This window comes from Burkholderia sp. HMSC10F09 (assembly GCF_001806955.1).
GTDB lineage: Bacteria > Pseudomonadota > Gammaproteobacteria > Burkholderiales > Burkholderiaceae > Burkholderia > Burkholderia multivorans.
This window is the reverse complement of sequence record NZ_KV786875.1, coordinates 1-19,427: the sequence shown is the minus strand read 5'-3', so window position 1 is coordinate 19,427 and position 19,427 is coordinate 1. Positions and strand designations below refer to the sequence as shown.

General features: G+C 66.7%; 17 protein-coding genes and 1 pseudogene. 5 read left to right on the top strand and 13 right to left on the bottom strand.

The features are described 5' to 3' along the window. Positions 1-9: 9 nt before the first annotated feature. The 4 genes from glmM to HMPREF3115_RS24280 form a co-directional block, all read right to left on the bottom strand. On the bottom strand, positions 10-1,365 hold the full coding sequence (glmM, locus tag HMPREF3115_RS24295) for a phosphoglucosamine mutase (protein ID WP_070556421.1): 1,356 nt from the start codon (positions 1,363-1,365) through the stop codon (positions 10-12). A 29-nt stretch (positions 1,366-1,394) separates the two neighbouring features. Further along, positions 1,395-2,336: a dihydropteroate synthase gene (gene folP / locus HMPREF3115_RS24290; protein WP_175835779.1), complete on the bottom strand. Its 942-nt coding sequence runs from the start codon at positions 2,334-2,336 to the stop codon at positions 1,395-1,397. Between the two features lie 28 nt (positions 2,337-2,364). Continuing rightward, complete coding sequence (gene ftsH / locus HMPREF3115_RS24285; protein WP_006401045.1) at positions 2,365-4,260, bottom strand: ATP-dependent zinc metalloprotease FtsH; 1,896 nt, start codon at positions 4,258-4,260, stop codon at positions 2,365-2,367. 165 nt (positions 4,261-4,425) lie between these two features. Further along, the gene (locus tag HMPREF3115_RS24280) at positions 4,426-5,088 is read right to left on the bottom strand and encodes an RlmE family RNA methyltransferase (RefSeq protein ID WP_006401046.1); all 663 of its coding nucleotides are present in this window, start codon (positions 5,086-5,088) and stop codon (positions 4,426-4,428) included. Between the two features lie 194 nt (positions 5,089-5,282). Between HMPREF3115_RS24280 and HMPREF3115_RS24275 the strand changes: the two genes are divergently transcribed. Next, on the top strand, positions 5,283-5,813 hold the full coding sequence (locus tag HMPREF3115_RS24275; RefSeq protein ID WP_006401047.1) for a YhbY family RNA-binding protein: 531 nt from the start codon (positions 5,283-5,285) through the stop codon (positions 5,811-5,813). Positions 5,814-5,870: 57 nt separating this feature from the next. Here HMPREF3115_RS24275 and HMPREF3115_RS24270 read toward each other — a convergent pair whose 3' ends face one another. The 8 genes from HMPREF3115_RS24270 to gloB form a co-directional block, all read right to left on the bottom strand. Continuing rightward, on the bottom strand, positions 5,871-6,329 hold the full coding sequence (locus tag HMPREF3115_RS24270) for a DUF4149 domain-containing protein (protein WP_006401048.1): 459 nt from the start codon (positions 6,327-6,329) through the stop codon (positions 5,871-5,873). A 14-nt stretch (positions 6,330-6,343) separates the two neighbouring features. Beyond that, the gene (gene greA / locus HMPREF3115_RS24265; RefSeq protein ID WP_006401049.1) at positions 6,344-6,820 is read right to left on the bottom strand and encodes a transcription elongation factor GreA; all 477 of its coding nucleotides are present in this window, start codon (positions 6,818-6,820) and stop codon (positions 6,344-6,346) included. 119 nt (positions 6,821-6,939) lie between these two features. After that, on the bottom strand, positions 6,940-10,194 hold the full coding sequence (carB, locus tag HMPREF3115_RS24260; protein ID WP_006405092.1) for a carbamoyl-phosphate synthase large subunit: 3,255 nt from the start codon (positions 10,192-10,194) through the stop codon (positions 6,940-6,942). Between the two features lie 48 nt (positions 10,195-10,242). After that, the gene (gene leuE, locus HMPREF3115_RS24255; protein WP_006401051.1) at positions 10,243-10,902 is read right to left on the bottom strand and encodes a leucine efflux protein LeuE; all 660 of its coding nucleotides are present in this window, start codon (positions 10,900-10,902) and stop codon (positions 10,243-10,245) included. 26 nt (positions 10,903-10,928) lie between these two features. After that, complete coding sequence (gene carA, locus HMPREF3115_RS24250; RefSeq protein WP_006401052.1) at positions 10,929-12,074, bottom strand: glutamine-hydrolyzing carbamoyl-phosphate synthase small subunit; 1,146 nt, start codon at positions 12,072-12,074, stop codon at positions 10,929-10,931. A gap of 343 nt (positions 12,075-12,417) precedes the next feature. After that, on the bottom strand, positions 12,418-13,650 hold the full coding sequence (locus tag HMPREF3115_RS24245) for an MFS transporter (protein ID WP_006401054.1): 1,233 nt from the start codon (positions 13,648-13,650) through the stop codon (positions 12,418-12,420). A gap of 139 nt (positions 13,651-13,789) precedes the next feature. Further along, positions 13,790-15,376, bottom strand: a complete 1,587-nt coding sequence (locus HMPREF3115_RS24240) for a transglycosylase SLT domain-containing protein (RefSeq protein ID WP_039224895.1) — start codon at positions 15,374-15,376, stop codon at positions 13,790-13,792. 152 nt (positions 15,377-15,528) lie between these two features. Then, complete coding sequence (gloB, locus tag HMPREF3115_RS24235; RefSeq protein ID WP_006401056.1) at positions 15,529-16,335, bottom strand: hydroxyacylglutathione hydrolase; 807 nt, start codon at positions 16,333-16,335, stop codon at positions 15,529-15,531. Between the two features lie 18 nt (positions 16,336-16,353). Here gloB and HMPREF3115_RS24230 point away from each other — a divergent pair, with 18 nt between their 5' ends. From HMPREF3115_RS24230 to dnaQ, 3 genes are read left to right on the top strand one after another with little or no spacing between them, the layout of a single operon-like run. Then, positions 16,354-17,166, top strand: a complete 813-nt coding sequence (locus HMPREF3115_RS24230) for a class I SAM-dependent methyltransferase (RefSeq protein ID WP_006401057.1) — start codon at positions 16,354-16,356, stop codon at positions 17,164-17,166. Then, positions 17,163-17,606, top strand: coding sequence for a ribonuclease HI (rnhA, locus tag HMPREF3115_RS24225; protein ID WP_006401058.1), 444 nt, complete (start codon positions 17,163-17,165; stop codon positions 17,604-17,606). Before HMPREF3115_RS24230 ends, rnhA begins: the two co-directional genes overlap by 4 nt. 38 nt (positions 17,607-17,644) lie before the next feature. Further along, positions 17,645-18,379 carry a DNA polymerase III subunit epsilon gene (dnaQ, locus tag HMPREF3115_RS24220; RefSeq protein WP_006401060.1) on the top strand — a complete coding sequence of 245 codons (735 nt, stop codon included), beginning with the start codon at positions 17,645-17,647 and terminating at the stop codon, positions 18,377-18,379. Positions 18,380-18,412: 33 nt separating this feature from the next. Here dnaQ and HMPREF3115_RS24215 read toward each other — a convergent pair whose 3' ends face one another. Beyond that, complete coding sequence (locus HMPREF3115_RS24215; protein ID WP_070556418.1) at positions 18,413-18,745, bottom strand: YnfA family protein; 333 nt, start codon at positions 18,743-18,745, stop codon at positions 18,413-18,415. A gap of 516 nt (positions 18,746-19,261) precedes the next feature. On the opposite strand from HMPREF3115_RS24215, the pseudogene HMPREF3115_RS31275 reads away from it, so the two are divergent. Then, a pseudogene (locus HMPREF3115_RS31275) lies at positions 19,262-19,427 on the top strand (MFS transporter); the annotation flags it as partial.

The following is a 19,427-nucleotide window of genomic DNA, read 5'->3' as shown; positions in this document are numbered from 1 at the left end:
GTTTCGACGTCACGCCGTCGCCGCGCGCACCGCTTCGGCGATCGCTTCCGCATGGCGCGTCGCGTCGGCCGCCTGCTGCGCCTCGACCATCACGCGCAGCACCGGTTCGGTGCCCGAAGGACGGATCAGCACGCGGCCGCTGCCGGCGAGCGCCGCTTCGGCTGTCTCGATCGCCGCGCGGATCGACGCACTGCCCTTCCAGTCGGCGCCCGGCTTCATCCGTACGTTGATGAGCTTCTGCGGGAACAGCGTCACGCCGTCGAGCATCTGCGCGAGCGTCTTGCCGCTGCGCTTGAGCGCAGCGAGCACGAGCAGCGCCGACACGATGCCGTCGCCGGTCGAATGGCGATCGAGCGACAGGATGTGGCCCGAGCCTTCCGCGCCGAGCTGCCAGCCGTGTTCGCGCAGTTTTTCGAGCACGTAGCGGTCGCCGACCGCCGCGCGCACGAATTGCACGCCCGCGCGCTGCAGCGCGACTTCGACCGCGAGGTTCGTCATCAGCGTACCGACCGCGCCTTCGACCTTGCCGTCGGTCGCGATCCGGTCCTGCACGAGCACGTAGAGCAGCTCGTCGCCGTTGTACAGGCGGCCCGACGCGTCGACGATCTGCAGGCGGTCCGCGTCGCCGTCGAGCGCGATTCCGAGGTCCGCACGATTCGCGCGCACGGCGCGCATCAGCGCGTCGGGCGCGGTCGCGCCCACACCGTCGTTGATGTTGAAGCCGTTCGGCGCGACACCGATCGGAATCACGTCCGCGCCGAGCTCGTGGAACACGTGCGGCGCGACCTGATACGCGGCGCCGTGCGCGCAGTCGACGACGAGCTTCAGCCCGCGCAGGTCGAACGCGGCCGGGAACGTGCTCTTGCAGAACTCGATGTAGCGGCCGGCCGCGTCGTCGAGGCGGCGTGCCTTGCCGAGGCCGTCCGACGGCGCGCATTCGAGCGGCTTGTCGAGCCACGCCTCGATCGCGGCTTCGGTGTCGTCCGGCAGCTTGTTGCCGTCCGCCGAGAAGAACTTGATCCCGTTGTCCGGATACGGATTGTGCGACGCGCTGATCACGACGCCCGCCGACAGTCGCAGCGCGCGCGTCAGATATGCGACGCCCGGCGTCGGCATCGGGCCCGCCAGCATCACGTCGACGCCCGCCGCCGAGAAACCGGCCTCGAGCGCGGCCTCGAGCATGTAGCCCGACACGCGCGTGTCCTTGCCGATCAGCACCGTCGGCCGCGCACCGGGCGCGACGTCCGCCGTACCCGCGAGCACCTTGCCGGCCGCATAGCCCAGGCGCAACACGAAATCGGGCGTGATCGGCGCATCGCCGACCGTGCCGCGAATGCCATCCGTGCCGAAATATCGACGTCCCATGACGAATCTTCCTCCTTCGGTTTTCTGACTTATCGTTGCCGCGCGGCTTCGCGCACGGCACACCATATTTTCAGCGCGTCGACCGTCGCCGCGACGTCGTGCACGCGCACGATCGCGGCGCCGCGCTCGACCGCGCACAAGGCGGCGGCGACACTCGCCGCGATCCGCTCCATCGGCGGCTTGCCGCCGATCACCGCGCCGAGCATCGACTTGCGCGACATCCCGGCGAGTACCGGATACGCGCGTCCGTCGGGCCGCAGCGGCGCCGTGTCGGGCAGCGCGGCCAGCAGCGCATAGTTGTCGTCGACGACTGCCTTGCCGAACCCGAAACCGGGATCGACGCAAATCCGTTCCGGCGCGACGCCGGCGTCGCGCAGCGCCTGCGCGCGTGCCGCGAGAAAATCGCGCACGTCCGCGACGACGTCGCGGTAATCGGGCTCGCCGACCTGCATCGTCTGCGGCTCGCCGAGCATGTGCATCGCACAGAGTCCGCTGTCGCCGTCGCGCACGGCGTCGATGGCACCCGGCTGACGGAAACCCCAGATGTCGTTGATCAAATCCGCACCGGCCGCAAGCGCCGCGCGCATGACCGCGGGCTTGTACGTATCGATCGACAACGGCACGTTGAGCGGCCGCAGCGCTTCGACGAGCGGGATCACGCGTGCGAGCTCCTCGTCGAGCGGCACGGGCGGCGCGCCGGGACGTGTCGATTCGCCGCCGATATCCAGTATGTCGGCGCCGTCGGCAATCATCCGTTCGGCTTGTCGCACTGCGTCGTCGTAGGCGAGAAAACGGCCGCCGTCGGAAAACGAATCGGGCGTCGCGTTCAGGATGCCCATGACGAGCGGGCGTTCGAATGTCAGCGTGAAGCGGCCGCAGCGCAGCGGCGCGGGAATGGACGGGGAAGCGGTGGAATCGGACACGGAGCGGCTGAGGGGGAGAATACAAAACGGGCCGGTGTGGAACCACACCAGCCCGTAAACGGTGCTAGGACGAAGTTTATACCGGCGAGGCAGGTGCCGGTGCGTTGCCCGGCTTCACCTCGGCAGCGGCGCCGCCGCCGGGCGAATCGCCGCCGACGGCCGGCGTGCTCTTCGGCGAGCGCGGCGGACGCCCTTCCATGATGTCGTTGATCTGATCGGCGTCGATCGTTTCCCATTCCATCAGCGCGGCCGTCATCGCTTCGACCTTGTCGCGGTTCTCTTCGAGCAGACGACGCGCAAGGTTGTACTGCTCGTCGAGCACGCGGCGGATTTCCGCGTCGACCTTCTGCTGCGTCGCTTCCGAGATCGTGCGCGTGAAGCCGCGGCCGAACGGACCGCCGTCGTTCTCGTCGTCGACGTAGACCATCGGCCCGAGCGCGTCGGTCATCCCGAAGCGGGCGACCATCGCACGTGCCGTCTGCGTCGCTTTGTTGAAGTCGTCCGACGCGCCGGTGCTGATCAGGTTCAGGAACAGTTCCTCGGCCACGCGGCCGCCGAACAGGATCGCGAGACGGTCGAGCAAATAGTCCTTCGAATAGGTCTCGTTGTCGTGTTCCGGCAGCTGCCACGTCACACCGAGCGCACGCCCGCGCGGAATGATCGTGACCTTGTGGACCGGGTCGGCCTTCGGCAGCAGCTTCGCGATCACTGCGTGACCCGACTCGTGATAGGCGGTCGCGCGCTTCGCTTCCTCGCGGATCACGGCCGACTTGCGCTCCGGACCCATGAAGATCTTGTCCTTCGCGTCCTCGAAGTCCTGCATCTCGACGATGCGCTTGCCGCGACGCGCGGCGAACAGCGCCGCCTCGTTCACGAGGTTCGCGAGATCGGCACCCGAGAAGCCCGGCGTGCCGCGCGCGATGACGGCTGCATCGACGTCGTTCGCGATCGGCACCTTGCGCAGGTGCACGCGCATGATCTGCTCGCGGCCGCGGATGTCCGGCAGACCGACATAGACCTGACGGTCGAAACGACCCGGACGCAGCAGCGCCTTGTCGAGCACGTCCGAACGGTTCGTCGCGGCGATCACGATCACGCCCGAATTCGCTTCGAAGCCGTCCATCTCGACGAGCATCTGGTTCAGCGTCTGCTCGCGTTCGTCGTTGCCGCCGCCCATGCCGGCGCCGCGATGACGGCCGACCGCGTCGATTTCGTCGATGAACACGATGCACGGCGCATGCTTCTTCGCCTGCTCGAACATGTCGCGCACGCGGGCCGCGCCGACGCCGACGAACATTTCGACGAAGTCCGAACCCGAGATGCTGAAGAACGGCACCTTCGCTTCACCCGCGATCGCGCGGGCAAGCAGCGTCTTGCCGGTACCCGGCGGGCCGACGAGCAGCACGCCGCGCGGGATGCGGCCGCCGAGCTTCTGGAATTTCTGCGGATCGCGCAGGAAGTCGACGAGCTCGGACACTTCCTCCTTCGCTTCGTCGCAGCCCGCGACGTCGGAGAAGTTGACCGCGTTGTTGTTCTCGTCGATCAGCCGCGCACGCGACTTGCCGAACGAAAATGCGCCGCCTTTGCCGCCGCCCTGCATCTGCCTCATCATGTAGAACCAGAACACGATGATCAGGATCGTCGGCCCGAGATAGTACAGCGCGGACATCAGCGCGTTCGGCTCGTCGTCGGCCTTGCCGCTGACCTGCACGCCGTACTTCATCAGATCGCCGACCATCCAGATGTCGCCCGGCGACACGATCTGGTATTTCTGGCCATCGGCCGGAGTGACGGTGAGGTTGCGCCCCTGCACGACGACATTCTTGACCTTGCCGTTCTTGGCGTCGTCCATGAACTGCGAATAGGACACACCTTCCTGGACGCGGGGCTTGTCGAACTGCTTGAACACCGTAAACAGCACCAGTGCGATCACCAGCCACACTGCTGCCTTCGAAAACATATTGTTGTTCAAAGCACCACTCCTTCACTCGTAGACGAGCGCCTACATTTTCCTTGCGGCGCTCCTCGGTCATTCTAATCCAGTCCGACCACCCCTGCCATAAGCATTGACAACCGCCACGATAGCGATTCGCTTGTCCGGCAAGGGCCGCGGCCCGTTTGCGGCATCCTGCCCGCGTTACCGCGGATGCTTCAGATGCCGGCCCAAAATGAACGTTTCGGACGATTTGTCGCGGGACGCCTTGGGCTTGCGTGGTGCGACCACCTTAAACTGCTGTTTGAACTTTTCGACGATCTGGCTGTAGCCGCTGCCGTGGAAACACTTGACGAGCAACGCGCCGTCCGGCTTCAGGTGATTCTGCGCAAATTCGAGCGCCAGATCGCACACATGCTCGATGCGCGCCGCATCCGCCGACGCCACTCCCGACAGGTTGGGGGCCATGTCGGAAATAACAAGGTCGACCGTGCGGCCTTCGAGCACCGCCTCGAGCCGATGCAGCACCTCGTCCTCGCGAAAGTCGCCCTGGATGAAGTGCACGTCGGCGATCGGCTCCATCGGCAGCATGTCGAGCGCAACGATCGTGCCGTCGATGCCGCCCTCGCGCACGGTGTCGCGCTTCTTGCCCTGCGCGAGCTTGTTGCGCGCATACTGGCTCCAGCTGCCGGGCGCCGCGCCGAGATCGACGATCACCTGGCCGGGCCGGATCAGCTTGTCCTGCTCGTCGATTTCCTTGAGTTTGTATGCCGCGCGCGCGCGATAGCCCTCCCGCTGCGCCATTTTGACGTACGGGTCGTTGATGTGGTCGTGCAGCCAGTGCTGGTTGAAGCGGTTTTTTGCCATTCGAAAGAGAGATTGCTGCCGTATGCTTCGTGAAGCCGCGCTTTTGGCGGATAATACGCGTCTTCTTCGCGCGGCTACGGCCCCTTTTGAGGCCCAAGCCGCGATTTTACGTGGTTTCGGCGCGCCGCTGACGCAGTCGCTGCGCAGCGATCGCTTTTCGTGCAGCGCGCCCCTAATTTGATTTCGATAATTCCATGCCCGCCCTTTCGCTTTCCCCCGCCGAGCGCTCCGCGCTGCGCTCCCAGGCCCATGCGCTCAAGCCCGTCGTGCTGATCGGCGCCGAAGGGCTGACCGACGCCGTGCTGAAGGAAATCAAGGTGCACCTCGACGCGCACCAGCTGATCAAGATCCGCGTGTTCGGCGACGAGCGCGACGAGCGCGTCGCGATCTACGACGAAATCTGCGACCGGCTGAACGCCGCGCCGATCCAGCACATCGGCAAGCTGCTCGTGATCTGGAAACCGGAAGCGCCCGCCGCCGCACCGTCGCGCGGCCGTCGTGCCGCCGGGGCGCTGCCGAGCGCCGGCGAAGCGGCCGACACGAAAAAGGGACGCGCGCCGCGCGTCGTCAAGGTCGTCAAGGTGTCGCCGAACGCGAGCCCGGTGCGCCGCCCGAAGCCCACGAAGGTCGTCGTGCGCGGCAACGAGCGCGTGACGGCCGGCGGCACCGTGAAGCGCGCGAAAAAGCGCCAGACGAGCACGAAGCGACCGTTCCAGAACAAGTAACGCGCGTCGCGCGGGCCGCGGCACGTTCGCGGGCCGCGCCGCTTCGCCGGCGCCCGCTCAGGCGTCGCGCGCCGGCAGACGCCAGATCAGCATCAGCCCCAGCACGCTCTCGACGAGATAGAACAGGCTCGAGATGCCGTGCAGCATCCCGAAGCGGCTCGCGTACGGCGAGTTCGCGATATCGGTGCCCGCCTCCATTGCGGCCACGCGCAGCGCGTTCATGAACGGCTGCAGCGCGAAATAGCCGATCAGCACGCACGCGACCATCGCGGCGACGACCCAGCGTACGCGCCGGTATTCGCCGCTGCCGCGCCGCACCTGCTGATTCGACAGCGCGAGCAGCAGCACGCCGCACACGACGCCGAGGATCGCCTCGATCCGGAACAGCTGCGCCGCGACCGAGCCGGCCGTCATCCGCTCGAGCGTGCGGAACAGCACGGGCGCGACCGCATAGCCGATCGTCAGCAGGCTGCCGACCCACACGGCCGACAGCAGACGGAACACGCGGTGCGGCATCACGTCGCCCCGCGTCAGATGTAGCTGACCGAGATGATTTCGTATTCGCGCACGCCGCTCGGCGCCTGCACGGCCGCGACGTCGCCTTCCGACTTGCCGATCAGTGCGCGCGCGATCGGCGAGCTGACCGAGATCAGGCCGTGGTCGATGTCGGCTTCGTCGTCGCCGACGATCTGGTACTTCACGGTGTCGCCGGACTCGAGATCCTCGAGTTCGACCGTCGCGGCAAACACCACGCGGCCGTCGGCCTCGAGAACGGTCGGATCGATGATCTGCGCGGCGGACAGCTTCGATTCGAGTTCCGCGATACGACCCTCGATGAAGCCCTGCTTTTCCTTGGCGGCGTCGTATTCGGCGTTTTCGGACAGATCGCCCTGTGCGCGGGCCTCCGCGATCGCATTGATCACGGCCGGCCGCTCGACGGACTTGAGGCGCTGCAATTCATCGCGCAGTTGCTCTGCGCCACGCTTTGTCAACGGAATGGTGCTCATAAACGGCTCAATCGCTAAAAAACGGCTATAAAAAAAATCACCGCGATTAAGCGCATTCCCGGCGAACCGGAAACGCCGCTTAACCGCGGCACGTGATGCTTCGACAGGTAACTGACCGCTTAGTTTAGGCGACCATGAAGACCTTGTAAATCATAGACTTCCAGATCCTTCAGGTAGCGCAGCCCCTCGACCGCCGCGCGTGCGCCCGACATCGTCGTGTAGTACGTGACCTTGTGCGCCTGCGCGCTCATCCGGATCGAACGCGAGTCGGCGATCGCCTGGCGCGTCTCGTCGACGGTCGTGAACACGAGCGCGATCTCGCCGTTCTTGATCATGTCGACGATGTGCGGACGGCCGTCCTTCACCTTGTTGACGACCTTCACCGGCACGCCGGCCGCTTCGATCGCGGCAGCCGTGCCCTTCGTCGCGACGATCGGATAGCCGAGATCGTGCAGCATGCGCGCGACTTCGACGGCCTTCGGCTTGTCGGCGTCCATCACCGTCAGCAGCACCGTGCCGGACTCCGGCAGGCGCGAGCCGGCCGCGAGCTGCGACTTGAACAGCGCCTCGCCGAACGTGCGGCCGACACCCATCACTTCGCCGGTCGAGCGCATTTCGGGCCCGAGCACCGGATCGACGGTCGGGAACTTCACGAACGGGAACACCGCTTCCTTCACGCTGAAATACGGCGGCTCGATCTCCTTCGTCACGCCTTGCTGCGCCAGCTTCTGGCCGACCATGGCGCGCGCCGCGATCTTCGCGAGCGGCAGGCTCGTCGCCTTCGACACGTACGGCACCGTGCGCGAGGCGCGCGGGTTCACTTCGAGCACGTAGATGACGTCCTGCTTCGAGCCGTCCGCCTGCGGCACCTGCTGAATCGCGAACTGCACGTTCATCAGGCCGACGACGTTCAGCGCCTTCGCCATCGCGGCGGTCTGGCGCTTCAGCTCGGCCACCGTCTCCTTCGACAGCGAGTACGGCGGCAGCGAGCATGCCGAGTCGCCCGAGTGGACGCCCGCCTGCTCGATGTGCTCCATCACGCCGCCGATGAACACGGCTTCGCCGTCGCAGATGCAGTCGACGTCGCATTCGATCGCATCGTTCAGGAAGCGGTCGAGCAGCACCGGCGAGTCGTTCGACACCTTCACGGCCTCGCGCATGTAGCGCTCGAGATCGCGCGGCTCGTGGACGATTTCCATCGCGCGGCCGCCGAGCACGTACGACGGACGCACGACGAGCGGGTAGCCGATTTCGGCGGCCAGCTCGAGCGCTTCCTCTTCGTTGCGCGCGGTGCGGTTCGGCGGCTGGCGCAGGCCGAGGTCCTGCAGCAGCTTCTGGAAGCGTTCGCGGTCTTCGGCTGCGTCGATCATGTCCGGCGACGTGCCGATGATCGGCACGCCGTGCGCCTCGAGGTCGAGTGCGAGCTTCAGCGGCGTCTGGCCGCCGTACTGGACGATCACGCCGACCGGCTTTTCCTTGTCGACGATCTCGAGCACGTCTTCGAGCGTCAGCGGCTCGAAGTACAGGCGGTCGGACGTGTCATAGTCGGTCGACACCGTTTCCGGGTTGCAGTTGACCATGATCGTCTCGTAGCCGTCTTCGCGCATCGCGAGCGCGGCGTGCACGCAGCAGTAGTCGAACTCGATGCCCTGGCCGATGCGGTTCGGACCGCCGCCGAGGACCATGATCTTCTTGTTCGACGTCGGCTGCGCCTCGCACTCTTCCTCGTAGGTCGAGTACATGTACGCGGTTTTCGTCGCGAACTCGGCCGCGCAGGTATCGACGCGCTTGTACACGGGGCGCACGTTCAGTTCGACGCGACGGCGGCGCACGTCGTCCGGCTTCGCGCCGAGCAGCTTCGCGAGGCGGCGATCGGAAAAACCGCTCTGCTTCAGGAAGCGCAGTTCGTCGGCCGTCAGCGACGCGAGCGTGCGGCCCGCGAGCGCCTTCTCCTTCAGGATGATCTGCTCGATCTGCGCGAGGAACCACGGGTCGATCGCCGTTTCCGCGTAGATTTCCTCGGCCGTCATGCCGATCCGGAACGCGTCGCCGACGTACCAGATACGATCCGGGCCCGGCTCGTGGATCTCGATCGCGATTTCGTCGCGATCGGTCGACTTCTCGTCGAGACCGTCGACGCCGACCTCGAGGCCGCGCAGCGCCTTCTGGAACGACTCCTGGAACGTGCGGCCGATCGCCATCACTTCGCCGACCGACTTCATCTGCGTGGTCAGGCGCGAATCGGCTTCGCGGAATTTCTCGAACGCGAAACGCGGGATCTTCGTGACGACGTAGTCGATCGTCGGTTCGAAGGATGCGGGCGTCTGGCCGCCGGTGATTTCGTTCTTCAGCTCGTCGAGCGTGTAGCCGACGGCGAGCTTCGCCGCGACCTTCGCGATCGGGAAGCCGGTCGCCTTCGAGGCGAGCGCCGACGAACGCGACACGCGCGGATTCATTTCGATGACGACCATCCGGCCGTCCTTCGGGTTGATCGCGAACTGCACGTTCGAGCCGCCCGTATCGACGCCGATCTCGCGCAGCACCGCGAGCGACGCGTTGCGCAGGATCTGGTATTCCTTGTCGGTCAGCGTCTGCGCCGGCGCGACGGTGATCGAGTCGCCGGTGTGCACGCCCATCGGGTCGAGGTTCTCGATCGAGCAGACGATGATGCAGTTGTCGGCGCGATCGCGCACGACTTCCATCTCGTATTCCTTCCAGCCGAGCAGCGATTCTTCGATCAGCAGCTCGCGCGTCGGCGAGAGATCGAGGCCGCGCTTGCAGATTTCCTCGAATTCCTCGCGGTTGTACGCGATGCCGCCGCCCGAGCCGCCGAGCGTGAACGACGGGCGGATCACGACCGGATAGCCGCTGCCGCCGGTGGCCGCCATGATCTCCGCGTGCACCTTGCTCGCCTCTTCCATCGAGTGCGCAATGCCCGACTTCGCGGAGCCGAGGCCGATCTTCGTCATCGCGTCCTTGAACTTCTGGCGGTCCTCGGCCTTGTCGATCGCCTCGGGCGACGCGCCGATCAGCTCGACGCCGAACTTTTCGAGCACGCCGTGGTGATGCAGGTCGAGCGCGCAGTTCAGCGCGGTCTGGCCGCCCATCGTCGGCAGGATCGCGTCCGGGCGCTCCTTCTCGATGATGCGCGCGACGACTTCCCAGGTAATCGGCTCGATGTAGGTGACGTCGGCCGTGTTCGGGTCGGTCATGATCGTCGCCGGGTTGCTGTTGACGAGAATGACCTTGTAGCCCTCCTCACGCAGCGCCTTGCATGCCTGTGCGCCCGAGTAGTCGAACTCGCACGCCTGGCCGATGATGATCGGGCCGGCGCCGATGATGAGGATGCTTTTGATGTCTGTGCGTTTTGGCATGGCTTGTGAATTCAATAAGTAATCGTTGTCGTGGTCGGCCGGCTGCGCTCAGCCCATGGTGGCGAGCGCGAGTTTCACCGAGAAGCCGATGAACAGGCCGCCCACGCTGCTCGCCGCGCCGGCCGCGAGCCTGCGGCGGCGGCGGAAATGCGCGGCGAGCCGTGCGCCCGCGAAGATCAGCGTGCTCAGGTACAGGAAGCTCGCGCATTGCGCGATCGCGCCGAGCACCGCGAACGACAGCGCGGGATGCGGGAATGCCGGATCGACGAACTGGATGAAGAACGAAATGAAGAACAGGATCGCCTTCGGATTCAGGAGGCTCACGATCAGCGCCTTGCGGAACGGCCGGTCGCCGTCGACCGCGCGCGGCGCTTCGTCCGGCGCATCGGCGCTCGCGCGCAGCTTGCGCCACGCGCCGCGCAGCATGCCGGTGCCGATGTAGAGCAGATACGCGGCACCGCCGTACTTGACGACCGAGAACAGCAGCGGGTTCGCCTTCAGCAGCGACGCGACGCCGGCGGCCGACAGCACCATCAGCACCGTATCGCCGACGAACACGCCGCAGGCCGCGCGATAGCCGGCCTTCACGCCGCGCTGCGCCGCGAGCGACAGCACGTACATCGAATTCGGCCCCGGCAGCAGGATGATGAAGATCACGCCGAACACATAGGTCCAGAGATCCGTGATGCCGAGTGCGTGACCGAACATGATGCGAGCCTCCGTGCGCGCGCCGTTCAGGCGCTGCGCTGCTTCGCCGCGTCCATCAGGGCGGTGAAGCGGTCGAACAGGTAGCCGATGTCGTGCGGGCCCGGCGACGCTTCCGGGTGACCCTGGAAGCAGAACGCCGGCTTGTCGGTGAGCTCGAAGCCCTGCAGCGTGCCGTCGAACAGCGACACGTGCGTCGCGCGCGCGTTGGCCGGCAGCGAGTCGGCGTCGACCGCGAAGCCGTGGTTCTGCGACGTGATCACGACGCGGCCGTCGGCCAGATCCTTCACCGGGTGGTTCGCGCCGTGATGGCCCGTCTTCATCTTCAGCGTCTTCGCGCCGACCGCGAGGCCCATGATCTGGTGGCCGAGGCAGATGCCGAACGTCGGCACGCCGCGCTCGATGAATTCCTTGGTCGCCGCGATCGCGTAGTCGCACGGTTCCGGATCGCCGGGGCCGTTCGACAGAAAGATGCCGTCCGGATTCAGCGCCAGTGCGTCGGCCGCGCTCGCCTGCGCGGGCAGCACGGTCACCTGGCAGCCGCGCTCCGCGAGCATGCGCAGGATGTTGTACTTGACGCCGAAGTCGTACGCGACGACGCGGTACTTCGGCGCTTCCTGCATCCCGTAGCCACTGCCGAGACGCCATTCCGTCTGCTTCCATTCGAACGGGTTCGTCGTCGACACGACCTTCGCGAGATCCATGCCGGCGAGGCCCGGGAACGAGCGCGCGAGTTCGATCGCCTTCGCTGCGTCGTCCGAGCCCGCGAGGATGCAGCCGTTCTGCGCGCCCTTGTCGCGCAGGATGCGGGTCAGCTTGCGGGTATCGATGCCGGCGATCGCGACGACGCCTTCGTCGCGCAGGTAGTCGCCGAGCGTGCGCTCCATCCGGAAGTTCGAGGCGAGCGTGGGCAGATCGCGGATGATCAGGCCCGCGGCATGGACTTTCGTGGCTTCGACGTCTTCGGCGTTCACGCCGACGTTGCCGATATGCGGATAGGTGAGCGTCACGATCTGGCGCGCGTAGCTCGGATCCGTCAGGATTTCCTGATAGCCGGTGATCGCGGTGTTGAACACGACTTCACCGATCGTATGGCCTTCGGCCCCGATCGAATAACCACGAAAGACCGTGCCGTCGGCAAGTGCAAGCAAGGCGGGAGAAAAAGACGGCAACACGGGAGGCTCCTTGGGGAACACCCTGCTGCCGACCTGTCTACCCTGCCGCGCGAGCGCCGCGCGGCGTGCGCGCGGGGTCGCTAGCTGGACGCAGCCTGAGTCGTCGACACGCGAACCCGGCGCGGCGCGCACGAGGCTTCGCGGCAACGCCCGACAGGCGGCGTGCGGCGGATGAACGGGATGAGTGAGGTAGGCGCTAGGGTGCGAGGTTGATCAGCACAAACTTTCAAATTATAGCCTGAAAATGGCCCTATCTTCAATCGATACGGCCGTCCGATCGTGCCGCAATGCGGCCCGGCCGCCGCGCGCGCGGCTACCGCCCCGATTTCGCCGCGCGTATCCGTCAGCGTACCGCCGGATCGGCGCGCTGACCAGCATGGCGTGCCGGCCACAGCGACCACGCGGCGCTCGCGACCTGCAGCGCAAGCAGCACGCCCCACGCGGCGACGTGCGCGGCGACCGGATAGCGGCCGTCGACCGGCGCCCAGTGCGACAGCACCGCGCCGACACCGATCTGGAACGCGAAGATCAGCAGAAAGATCACGAGCGTGAGCGTCGTGTTCGCGCGCCCGATCAGCTGCGCGGGGAAATGGCCGGCCAGCACCGCATAGGTCAGGATGCCGACGCCGCCGAACATCCCGTAGGCGGCCCAGAGCACGGCCGGCGGCAGCGGCACGCGCGCGACGATCGCGGCCTGCGTCGCGACGAACAGCAGCATGCCGATGCTGCAGAACGCATGGACCGACACGCCGCGCCGCTCGAGCATGCGCGCGGCCGCGCCGAAGCCGACGCAGCCGCCCATCATCGCGAACCCGAGCACCGACACGAGCCGCGCCGCGTGCGGCGCATCGAAACCCGCGACGTCGCGCAGATACGGCCCGACCCACAGCGACTGCATCGCGTAGAACACGCCCTGCGTGACCATCGAAAACGACGAAATCTTCCAGAATGCGCGACTGCCGAGGATGTGCCAGGTGCCCTTGAACTGGCTGACAAGGCCGCCCTGGTGACGCGGCCGCTCGGCCTCGGGCGCGCCGAAGCCGATCGCGGCCGCGACGACGACGGTCAGCACCGCGAGCGCGACGCAGATCGTGCGCCAGTTCGTCCAGCCGAGCAGCCAGGTCAGCGGCGAGCCGACGGCGACGCCGCCGAGCCCGCCGACCGCCATCACGAGCCCGTTGACGAACGGCAGCCGGCCGACCGGGAAATGCTGCGCGAGCGCCTTGAATGCAGCGCCGAGGCAGACCGACACGCCGACGCCGATCAGCAGCCGGCCGATCATCATCGTACCGAGCCCGTGCGCGGCGCCGAACACGGCCGCACCGGCCGCCGCGAACAGCAGCATGCCGGCCGTCACGCGGCGCGGGCCGAAATGATCGAGCATCACGCCGGCCGGAATCTGCGCGCCCGCGAAACCGAGGAAATAGAGACTGGTGAGCAGGCCGAGATCGGCCGCCGACAGGCCGAGTTCGCGCGTGACGAACGGCGCGAACCCGAGATTGACGCCGCGAAACACATACGAGACGAAATACCCGAGCGCAAACAGCGCGAGCACCCTGACCTGCACCGACGACATCGCTCCTCCCGATCGAAGCACCATCCAGCCGCGGCACGATGCCGCACGCAAACGAAAACGCCGTCACCTCGGTGACGGCGTTTCGTCGGATGATATCGCAGTCGCGCGCCGCAAGCCGGCTCGCGCGCGAGTGCGTCGCTTACTTCTTCTTCGCCTTGTGCGCGGCCGTTTTCGCCGGCGCGGCCTTCGCGCGTTCGGCCTTGGCGGGTGCCGCCTTCGTCGCACGCGCCGCCGGCTTCGCGACATGCTTGCCGCGCGCGGACTTGCTGCCCGTCGACAGGCTCGCGCGCTCGATGCGGCCGCCGCCGACCGACGTCGCGATCCGCTCGGGGCCAGGCTCGGCCGGCACCGCGCGGCCGACCGGCACGTGCAGCACGAGCGCCTGGCCCGGCAGCACGAGGTCGCGACGCGTCCGGTTCCATGCCTTCAGTTGCGAAACCGACACGCCGTAGCGGCCCGCGATCGTCGCCATCGACTGCTTGCGGCGCACGCGGATCAGCATCTTGCGCGTATCGGGCACGTCGGGCTCCATCGCGAGCACGCCGTTTTCCGCGACGTCCGCGCTGATGTCCTCGTCATCGTCGTCGCCGCGCGGCACGACGATCGTCGAGCCCGGCTTCAGCCGCATGCCGGCCGGAATCTTGTTGACGGCCATCAGCGTATCGGCGTCGACGCCGATCTTTTCCGCGATTGCAGCCGGACGCGCGCGTTCGCTGACCGTGTAGGTCGTCCACGACGACAGCTGGCCCGAATACGACTTCAGGTTCTTCTCGAACGCGGCCGCGTTGTCGAACGGCAGCAGGATCTGCGGCTCGGTCGCGCCGAGAATCACGGGCTTCGAGAACGACGGGTTCAGCGACTTGAATTCGTCGAGCGACAGGTTCGCGAGCTTCGCGGCCACGGCCACGTCGATGTCGTGCGACGTCGTGACCGTCACGAAATACGGGTGGTTCGGAATGTCCGGCAGCGCGAGCCCGTACTGCTGCGGATTCGCGATGATGTTCTTCACCGCCTGCAGCTTCGGTACGTAGTTGCGCGTCTCGTTCGGCATCCTGAGGCTCTGGTAGTCGGTCGGCAGACCGGCCGCCTGGTTGCGCGCGATCGCGCGCTGCACGTTGCCCTCGCCCCAGTTGTACGCGGCGAGCGCGAGATACCAGTCGCCGAACATGTCATGCAGGCGCGACAGATAGTCGAGCGCGGCACTCGTCGACGCGAGCACGTCGCGCCGCTCGTCCTGCCACATATTGCGCTTCAGGTTGTAGGTGCGGCCCGTGCCCGGCATGAACTGCCACATGCCGGCCGCCTTCGCGACCGACAGCGCCTGCGGGTTGTACGCGGATTCGATGAACGGCAGCAGCGCGAGCTCGGTCGGCATGTGACGCGCCTCGAGTTCCTCGACGATGTGATAGAGGTACTTCTGCGACCGCTCGGTCATGCGCTGCACGTAGTCGGGACGCTGCGTGTACCAGGTCGTCTGCATGTCGACGAGGTCGCTCTGCAGGTCGGGCATCTGGAAGCCGCGGCGGATGCGCGCCCACAGGTCGCTGTCTGCGCTGGTGAGGTCGCCGACCGATTGCTTGTCGACGTCGACGGTTTCTTTGGCGGTGGCTGACTTGCGGAGGTAGTTGGACGTCGCCTGTGCATCGGCGGCGTTGTTGGCGACAGGGCCCTGGCTCGCACAAGCGGCGAGCAGCAGGACCATCAGCGCGCTCAATATGAATCGCATGAAAATCTCGGCTTCCGACGGCTGGAAATTGCTGGCGATACTACGGAAGTGCGTGCTTCACGTCAATAAAAACACCGAAAAGTCATTGAAATCCAAAGTTTGGAGCAATTTTTACAGACTCCGCTTGAGCTTTGGGAGTCCTCGCGAATCGCTCATCTGAACCGGTTTTTCCATTCGCGCATCAGCGTGAAGGCGGTCAAACGATCCGGCACCGATTCGTGCAATTCGGCTTCGAGCGTCGCGTGGATCGCCGCGGCGTCGGCACGCAGGAACGGGTTCACGGCGCGCTCGTGCGCGATCGTCGTCGGCAGCGTCGGTACGCCGCGCGCGCGCAGCGCCTGCGCTTCGTCGCGCCAGGCGGCGAGCGCCGCGTTGCCGGGCTCGCACGCGAGCGCGAAGCGGATGTTCGACAGCGTGTATTCGTGTGCGCAATGCACGCGCGTGTCGCCCGGCAGCGCCGCGAGCGCGTCGAGCGACGCGAGCATCTGCGCGGGCGTGCCTTCGAACAGGCGGCCGCAGCCGCACGAGAACAGCGTGTCGCCGCAGAACACGTGCGGCACCGGCGTGTGCGGACCGGCGGGCTGGAAGTAAGCGATATGGCCGCGCGTGTGACCGGGTACGGCCAGCACGTCGAACGTCGCGGCCGGCGCGTCGAGCGTCACGCGCGCGCCGCCCGCGAGCGGATGCGCGACTACGCCGATCGCCTCGTCGGCCGGGCCGTACACGGGCAATGGCACATCGGCCGGTTGGCTATCCTGCAGTGCCGCGACGCCGCCGACATGGTCGGCGTGATGGTGCGTGAGTAGAATAGCGGTCAACCGCCAGCCTCGTTCGGCAAGAACCCGGCGCACCGGCTCGGCTTCACCCGGATCGACGGCGATCGCATCGCGACCGTCCGACACGAGCCAGATGTAGTTGTCTTCAAATGCCGGCACCGGCACGTATTCCAGCTCGTTCATGGGCGCGCAACCATCGTTATGTCTGACCGAGAAATTATAGACTGGCCCGCCTGGACCGACTCGCCGCCCGGCCGCTACGTGCTGGGCTGGGAGCAGGCGCAGCTCGACCGCATCGTGTCCGACGTGTTCGGGTTTCACGCGCTGCAGCTCGGCCTGCCGCAGCTCGACGCGCTGCGCGAGAACCGGATGCCGTATCGCGGCCTCGTGCTCGATCCGGCGAGCGGCGCGAGTGCGCCCTACCGCTTTCCGCACGTGCACGATGCACATGCGCCGCACCACGCGCCCACAGATCGCAGCACGACGTGGTGCGATCTCGTCGACCTGCCGTTCGAATCGCAAAGCGTGGACCTGATCGTGATGCCGCATACGCTCGAGTTCACGTCCGACCCGCACCGTCTGCTGCGCGAAGCCGAACGCGTGCTGATGCCGGAAGGCCAGCTCGTGATCACCGGCTTCAATTCGCTGAGCCTGTGGGGAATGCGCCAATCGTTCGGACGGATGGCCAACCGGCCGTTCGTGCCGGCCGCGCACGACCAGATCGCGTTCATCCGGCTCAAGGACTGGATCAAGCTGCTCGGCTTCGATCTCGAGCGCGGCCGCTTCGGCTGCTACCGGCCGCCGCTCGCCACCGACAAATGGCTCGCCCGCTACGGCTTCATGGAAGCCGCGGGCGACCGCTGGTGGCCGATCTTCGGCGCCGTCTACATGGTGACGGCCGTCAAGCGCGTGCGCGGCATGCGGCTCGTCGGCCCGATCAAGGTGAAAAAGCCGGTCCTCGCGCCGGGCCTGACGCCGGCGGCCTCCCCGACCACCCATCAAGAACATTCATGACCACCGACACCATCGACATCTACACCGACGGCGCCTGCAAGGGCAACCCCGGCCCCGGAGGCTGGGGCGCATTGCTGCGCTACGGCGAACGCGAGAAGGAACTGTTCGGCGGCGAGCCGAACACGACGAACAACCGGATGGAGCTGATGGGCGTGATCGCCGCGCTCGAAGCGCTGAAGCGCCCGTGCCACGTGATCGTGCACACCGACTCGCAATACGTGCAGAAAGGCATCAGCGAGTGGATCCACGGCTGGAAGAAAAAGGGCTGGGTCACGGCCGCGAAGACGCCGGTGAAGAATGCCGACCTGTGGAAGCGGCTCGACGCGCTCGTCGCATTGCACGAGGTCGAGTGGCGCTGGGTCAAGGGCCATGCCGGCCATCCCGAAAACGAACGCGCCGACGCGCTCGCGAATCGCGGCGTCGCCTCGCTCGCGGCCTGAGCGACGGCCGCTTTCTTGCCTTTCCCGATTTATCCGACATGCGCCAGATCATTCTCGATACCGAAACCACCGGCCTGAACGCCCGCACGGGCGACCGCATCATCGAAATCGGCTGCGTCGAGCTGCTGAACCGGCGGCTCACCGGCAACAACCTGCACTTCTACGTGAATCCGGAGCGCGACAGCGATCCGGGCGCACTGGCCGTGCACGGCCTCACGACCGAGTTCCTCAGCGACAAGCCGAAGTTCGCGGAAATCGCGCATCAGATTCTCGACTTCGTGAAAGGCGCGGAGCTGATCATCCACAATGCGCCGTTCGACCTCGGCTTTCTCGACGCCGAATTCGCGCTGCTCGGGCTGCCGCCGTTCAGCGAGCACTGCGCGGGCGTGATCGACACGCTGGTGCAGGCCAAGCAGATGTTCCCCGGCAAGCGCAACTCGCTCGACGCGCTGTGCGACCGCTTCGGCATCAGCAACGCGCACCGCACGCTGCACGGCGCGCTGCTCGACTCGGAGCTGCTCGCCGAGGTCTATCTCGCGATGACGCGCGGCCAGGACAGCCTCGTCATCGACATGCTCGACGACGACGCGGGCGGCGCCGGCGCCGCCAACGGCCAGCGCGTGTCGCTTGCGGCGCTGGACCTGCCGGTGCTCGCCGCCACGGCCGAAGAGCTCGCCGAGCATCAGGCGCAGCTCGACGATCTCGACAAGTCGGTCAAGGGCGCATGCGTGTGGCGCCAGGCGGACGAAGCCGATACGGCCGAAGCCGCATGACGCGGCGGCGGCCGCCGGGCGCGCGCCGCCCGCTCATCCGCGCGGCTGCAGCGCGATGACGGCCATGCCGGCCAGCGCGAGCGCCGCGCCGGCCGCGTCCCAGCGCGTGAGCGCCACACCATCGACCGCACGCAGCCAGATCAGCGCGACCGCGATGTACATCCCGCCGTACGCCGCGTAGGTGCGACCCGCGGCGCTCGGATGCAGCGTCAGCAGCCACGCGAACAGCGCCAGCGACACCGCGGCGGGCGCGAGCAGCCACACGGGCCGCCCCGTCTTCAGCACGAGCCACGGCAAATAGCAGCCGACGATTTCGGCGAGCGCCGTCACGGCGAACAACGCTGCGATTTTCATCAGTTCCGTCATCCGGTTCCTCGCGAATTCGGCCCGCGTCGCAGGCCCACGCGGCACGCCGCGCGCCGCCGATCATACCGGAGCCGATCGCGCGGAGCGCCCCGCCGGGCCTGCGTTTCACGGCAATTTGCACGATCGTCTGTCATCGTGCTATCATGTCTCCTGTTTCAACATTCAATCTCTGTCTATTCGATTTCGACGAAAGCTTGTCCGCGTCACGTGGGCCGGCGCTTCGCTCGGAATTGCATCCACAGGAAAGCCCGCCCGACAGGCCCGCTTTTCTCGTTTCGTCGCCCTTTCGGGGCGTCCGCCGGCACGCTGGACACCGTCCGCACCGGCATCTGCCGCTCGCATCACGCGGCCCATTCTTCATGAGCGCACTGTCGCGACGGCCCAACGGGCCCGCGTCGAAGCAAGCCCTTGCGCACTAAGCGCTTAATGGCCTGCCCCGACGCGCAGCACACGACATCGCGCTCGCCGGCAAACCGTGTCGGACGGCCCGCCGTTCCGGCGCAGTCAAAGGAGTGCATGACCTTGACCGCAACACACGTCAGCCCGACCGCTGTTTCTTCCACCTCGTCGTCCACGGAGGCCCCGCTCGCCGCGGACGACATTACCGTCGTCGATCAAAGCCTGCTCAAGCGCGCCGTCAGCGCCATGGCGCTCGGCAACGCGATGGAATGGTTCGACTTCG

What these genes read in the sequence shown, in the direction of transcription:
- rnhA (WP_006401058.1), top strand. Translation starts at nt 17,163, where the DNA reads ATGACCACCGACACCATCGACATCTACACCGACGGCGCCTGCAAGGGC.
- HMPREF3115_RS24245 (WP_006401054.1), bottom strand. Translation starts at nt 13,650, where the DNA reads ATGTCGTCGGTGCAGGTCAGGGTGCTCGCGCTGTTTGCGCTCGGGTAT.
- glmM (WP_070556421.1), bottom strand. Translation starts at nt 1,365, where the DNA reads ATGGGACGTCGATATTTCGGCACGGATGGCATTCGCGGCACGGTCGGC.
- greA (WP_006401049.1), bottom strand. Translation starts at nt 6,820, where the DNA reads ATGAGCACCATTCCGTTGACAAAGCGTGGCGCAGAGCAACTGCGCGAT.
- HMPREF3115_RS24270 (WP_006401048.1), bottom strand. Translation starts at nt 6,329, where the DNA reads ATGCCGCACCGCGTGTTCCGTCTGCTGTCGGCCGTGTGGGTCGGCAGC.
- HMPREF3115_RS24230 (WP_006401057.1), top strand. Translation starts at nt 16,354, where the DNA reads ATGTCTGACCGAGAAATTATAGACTGGCCCGCCTGGACCGACTCGCCG.
- HMPREF3115_RS24240 (WP_039224895.1), bottom strand. Translation starts at nt 15,376, where the DNA reads ATGCGATTCATATTGAGCGCGCTGATGGTCCTGCTGCTCGCCGCTTGT.
- leuE (WP_006401051.1), bottom strand. Translation starts at nt 10,902, where the DNA reads ATGTTCGGTCACGCACTCGGCATCACGGATCTCTGGACCTATGTGTTC.
- HMPREF3115_RS24280 (WP_006401046.1), bottom strand. Translation starts at nt 5,088, where the DNA reads ATGGCAAAAAACCGCTTCAACCAGCACTGGCTGCACGACCACATCAAC.
- gloB (WP_006401056.1), bottom strand. Translation starts at nt 16,335, where the DNA reads ATGAACGAGCTGGAATACGTGCCGGTGCCGGCATTTGAAGACAACTAC.
- HMPREF3115_RS24275 (WP_006401047.1), top strand. Translation starts at nt 5,283, where the DNA reads ATGCCCGCCCTTTCGCTTTCCCCCGCCGAGCGCTCCGCGCTGCGCTCC.
- carB (WP_006405092.1), bottom strand. Translation starts at nt 10,194, where the DNA reads ATGCCAAAACGCACAGACATCAAAAGCATCCTCATCATCGGCGCCGGC.
- dnaQ (WP_006401060.1), top strand. Translation starts at nt 17,645, where the DNA reads ATGCGCCAGATCATTCTCGATACCGAAACCACCGGCCTGAACGCCCGC.
- HMPREF3115_RS24215 (WP_070556418.1), bottom strand. Translation starts at nt 18,745, where the DNA reads ATGACGGAACTGATGAAAATCGCAGCGTTGTTCGCCGTGACGGCGCTC.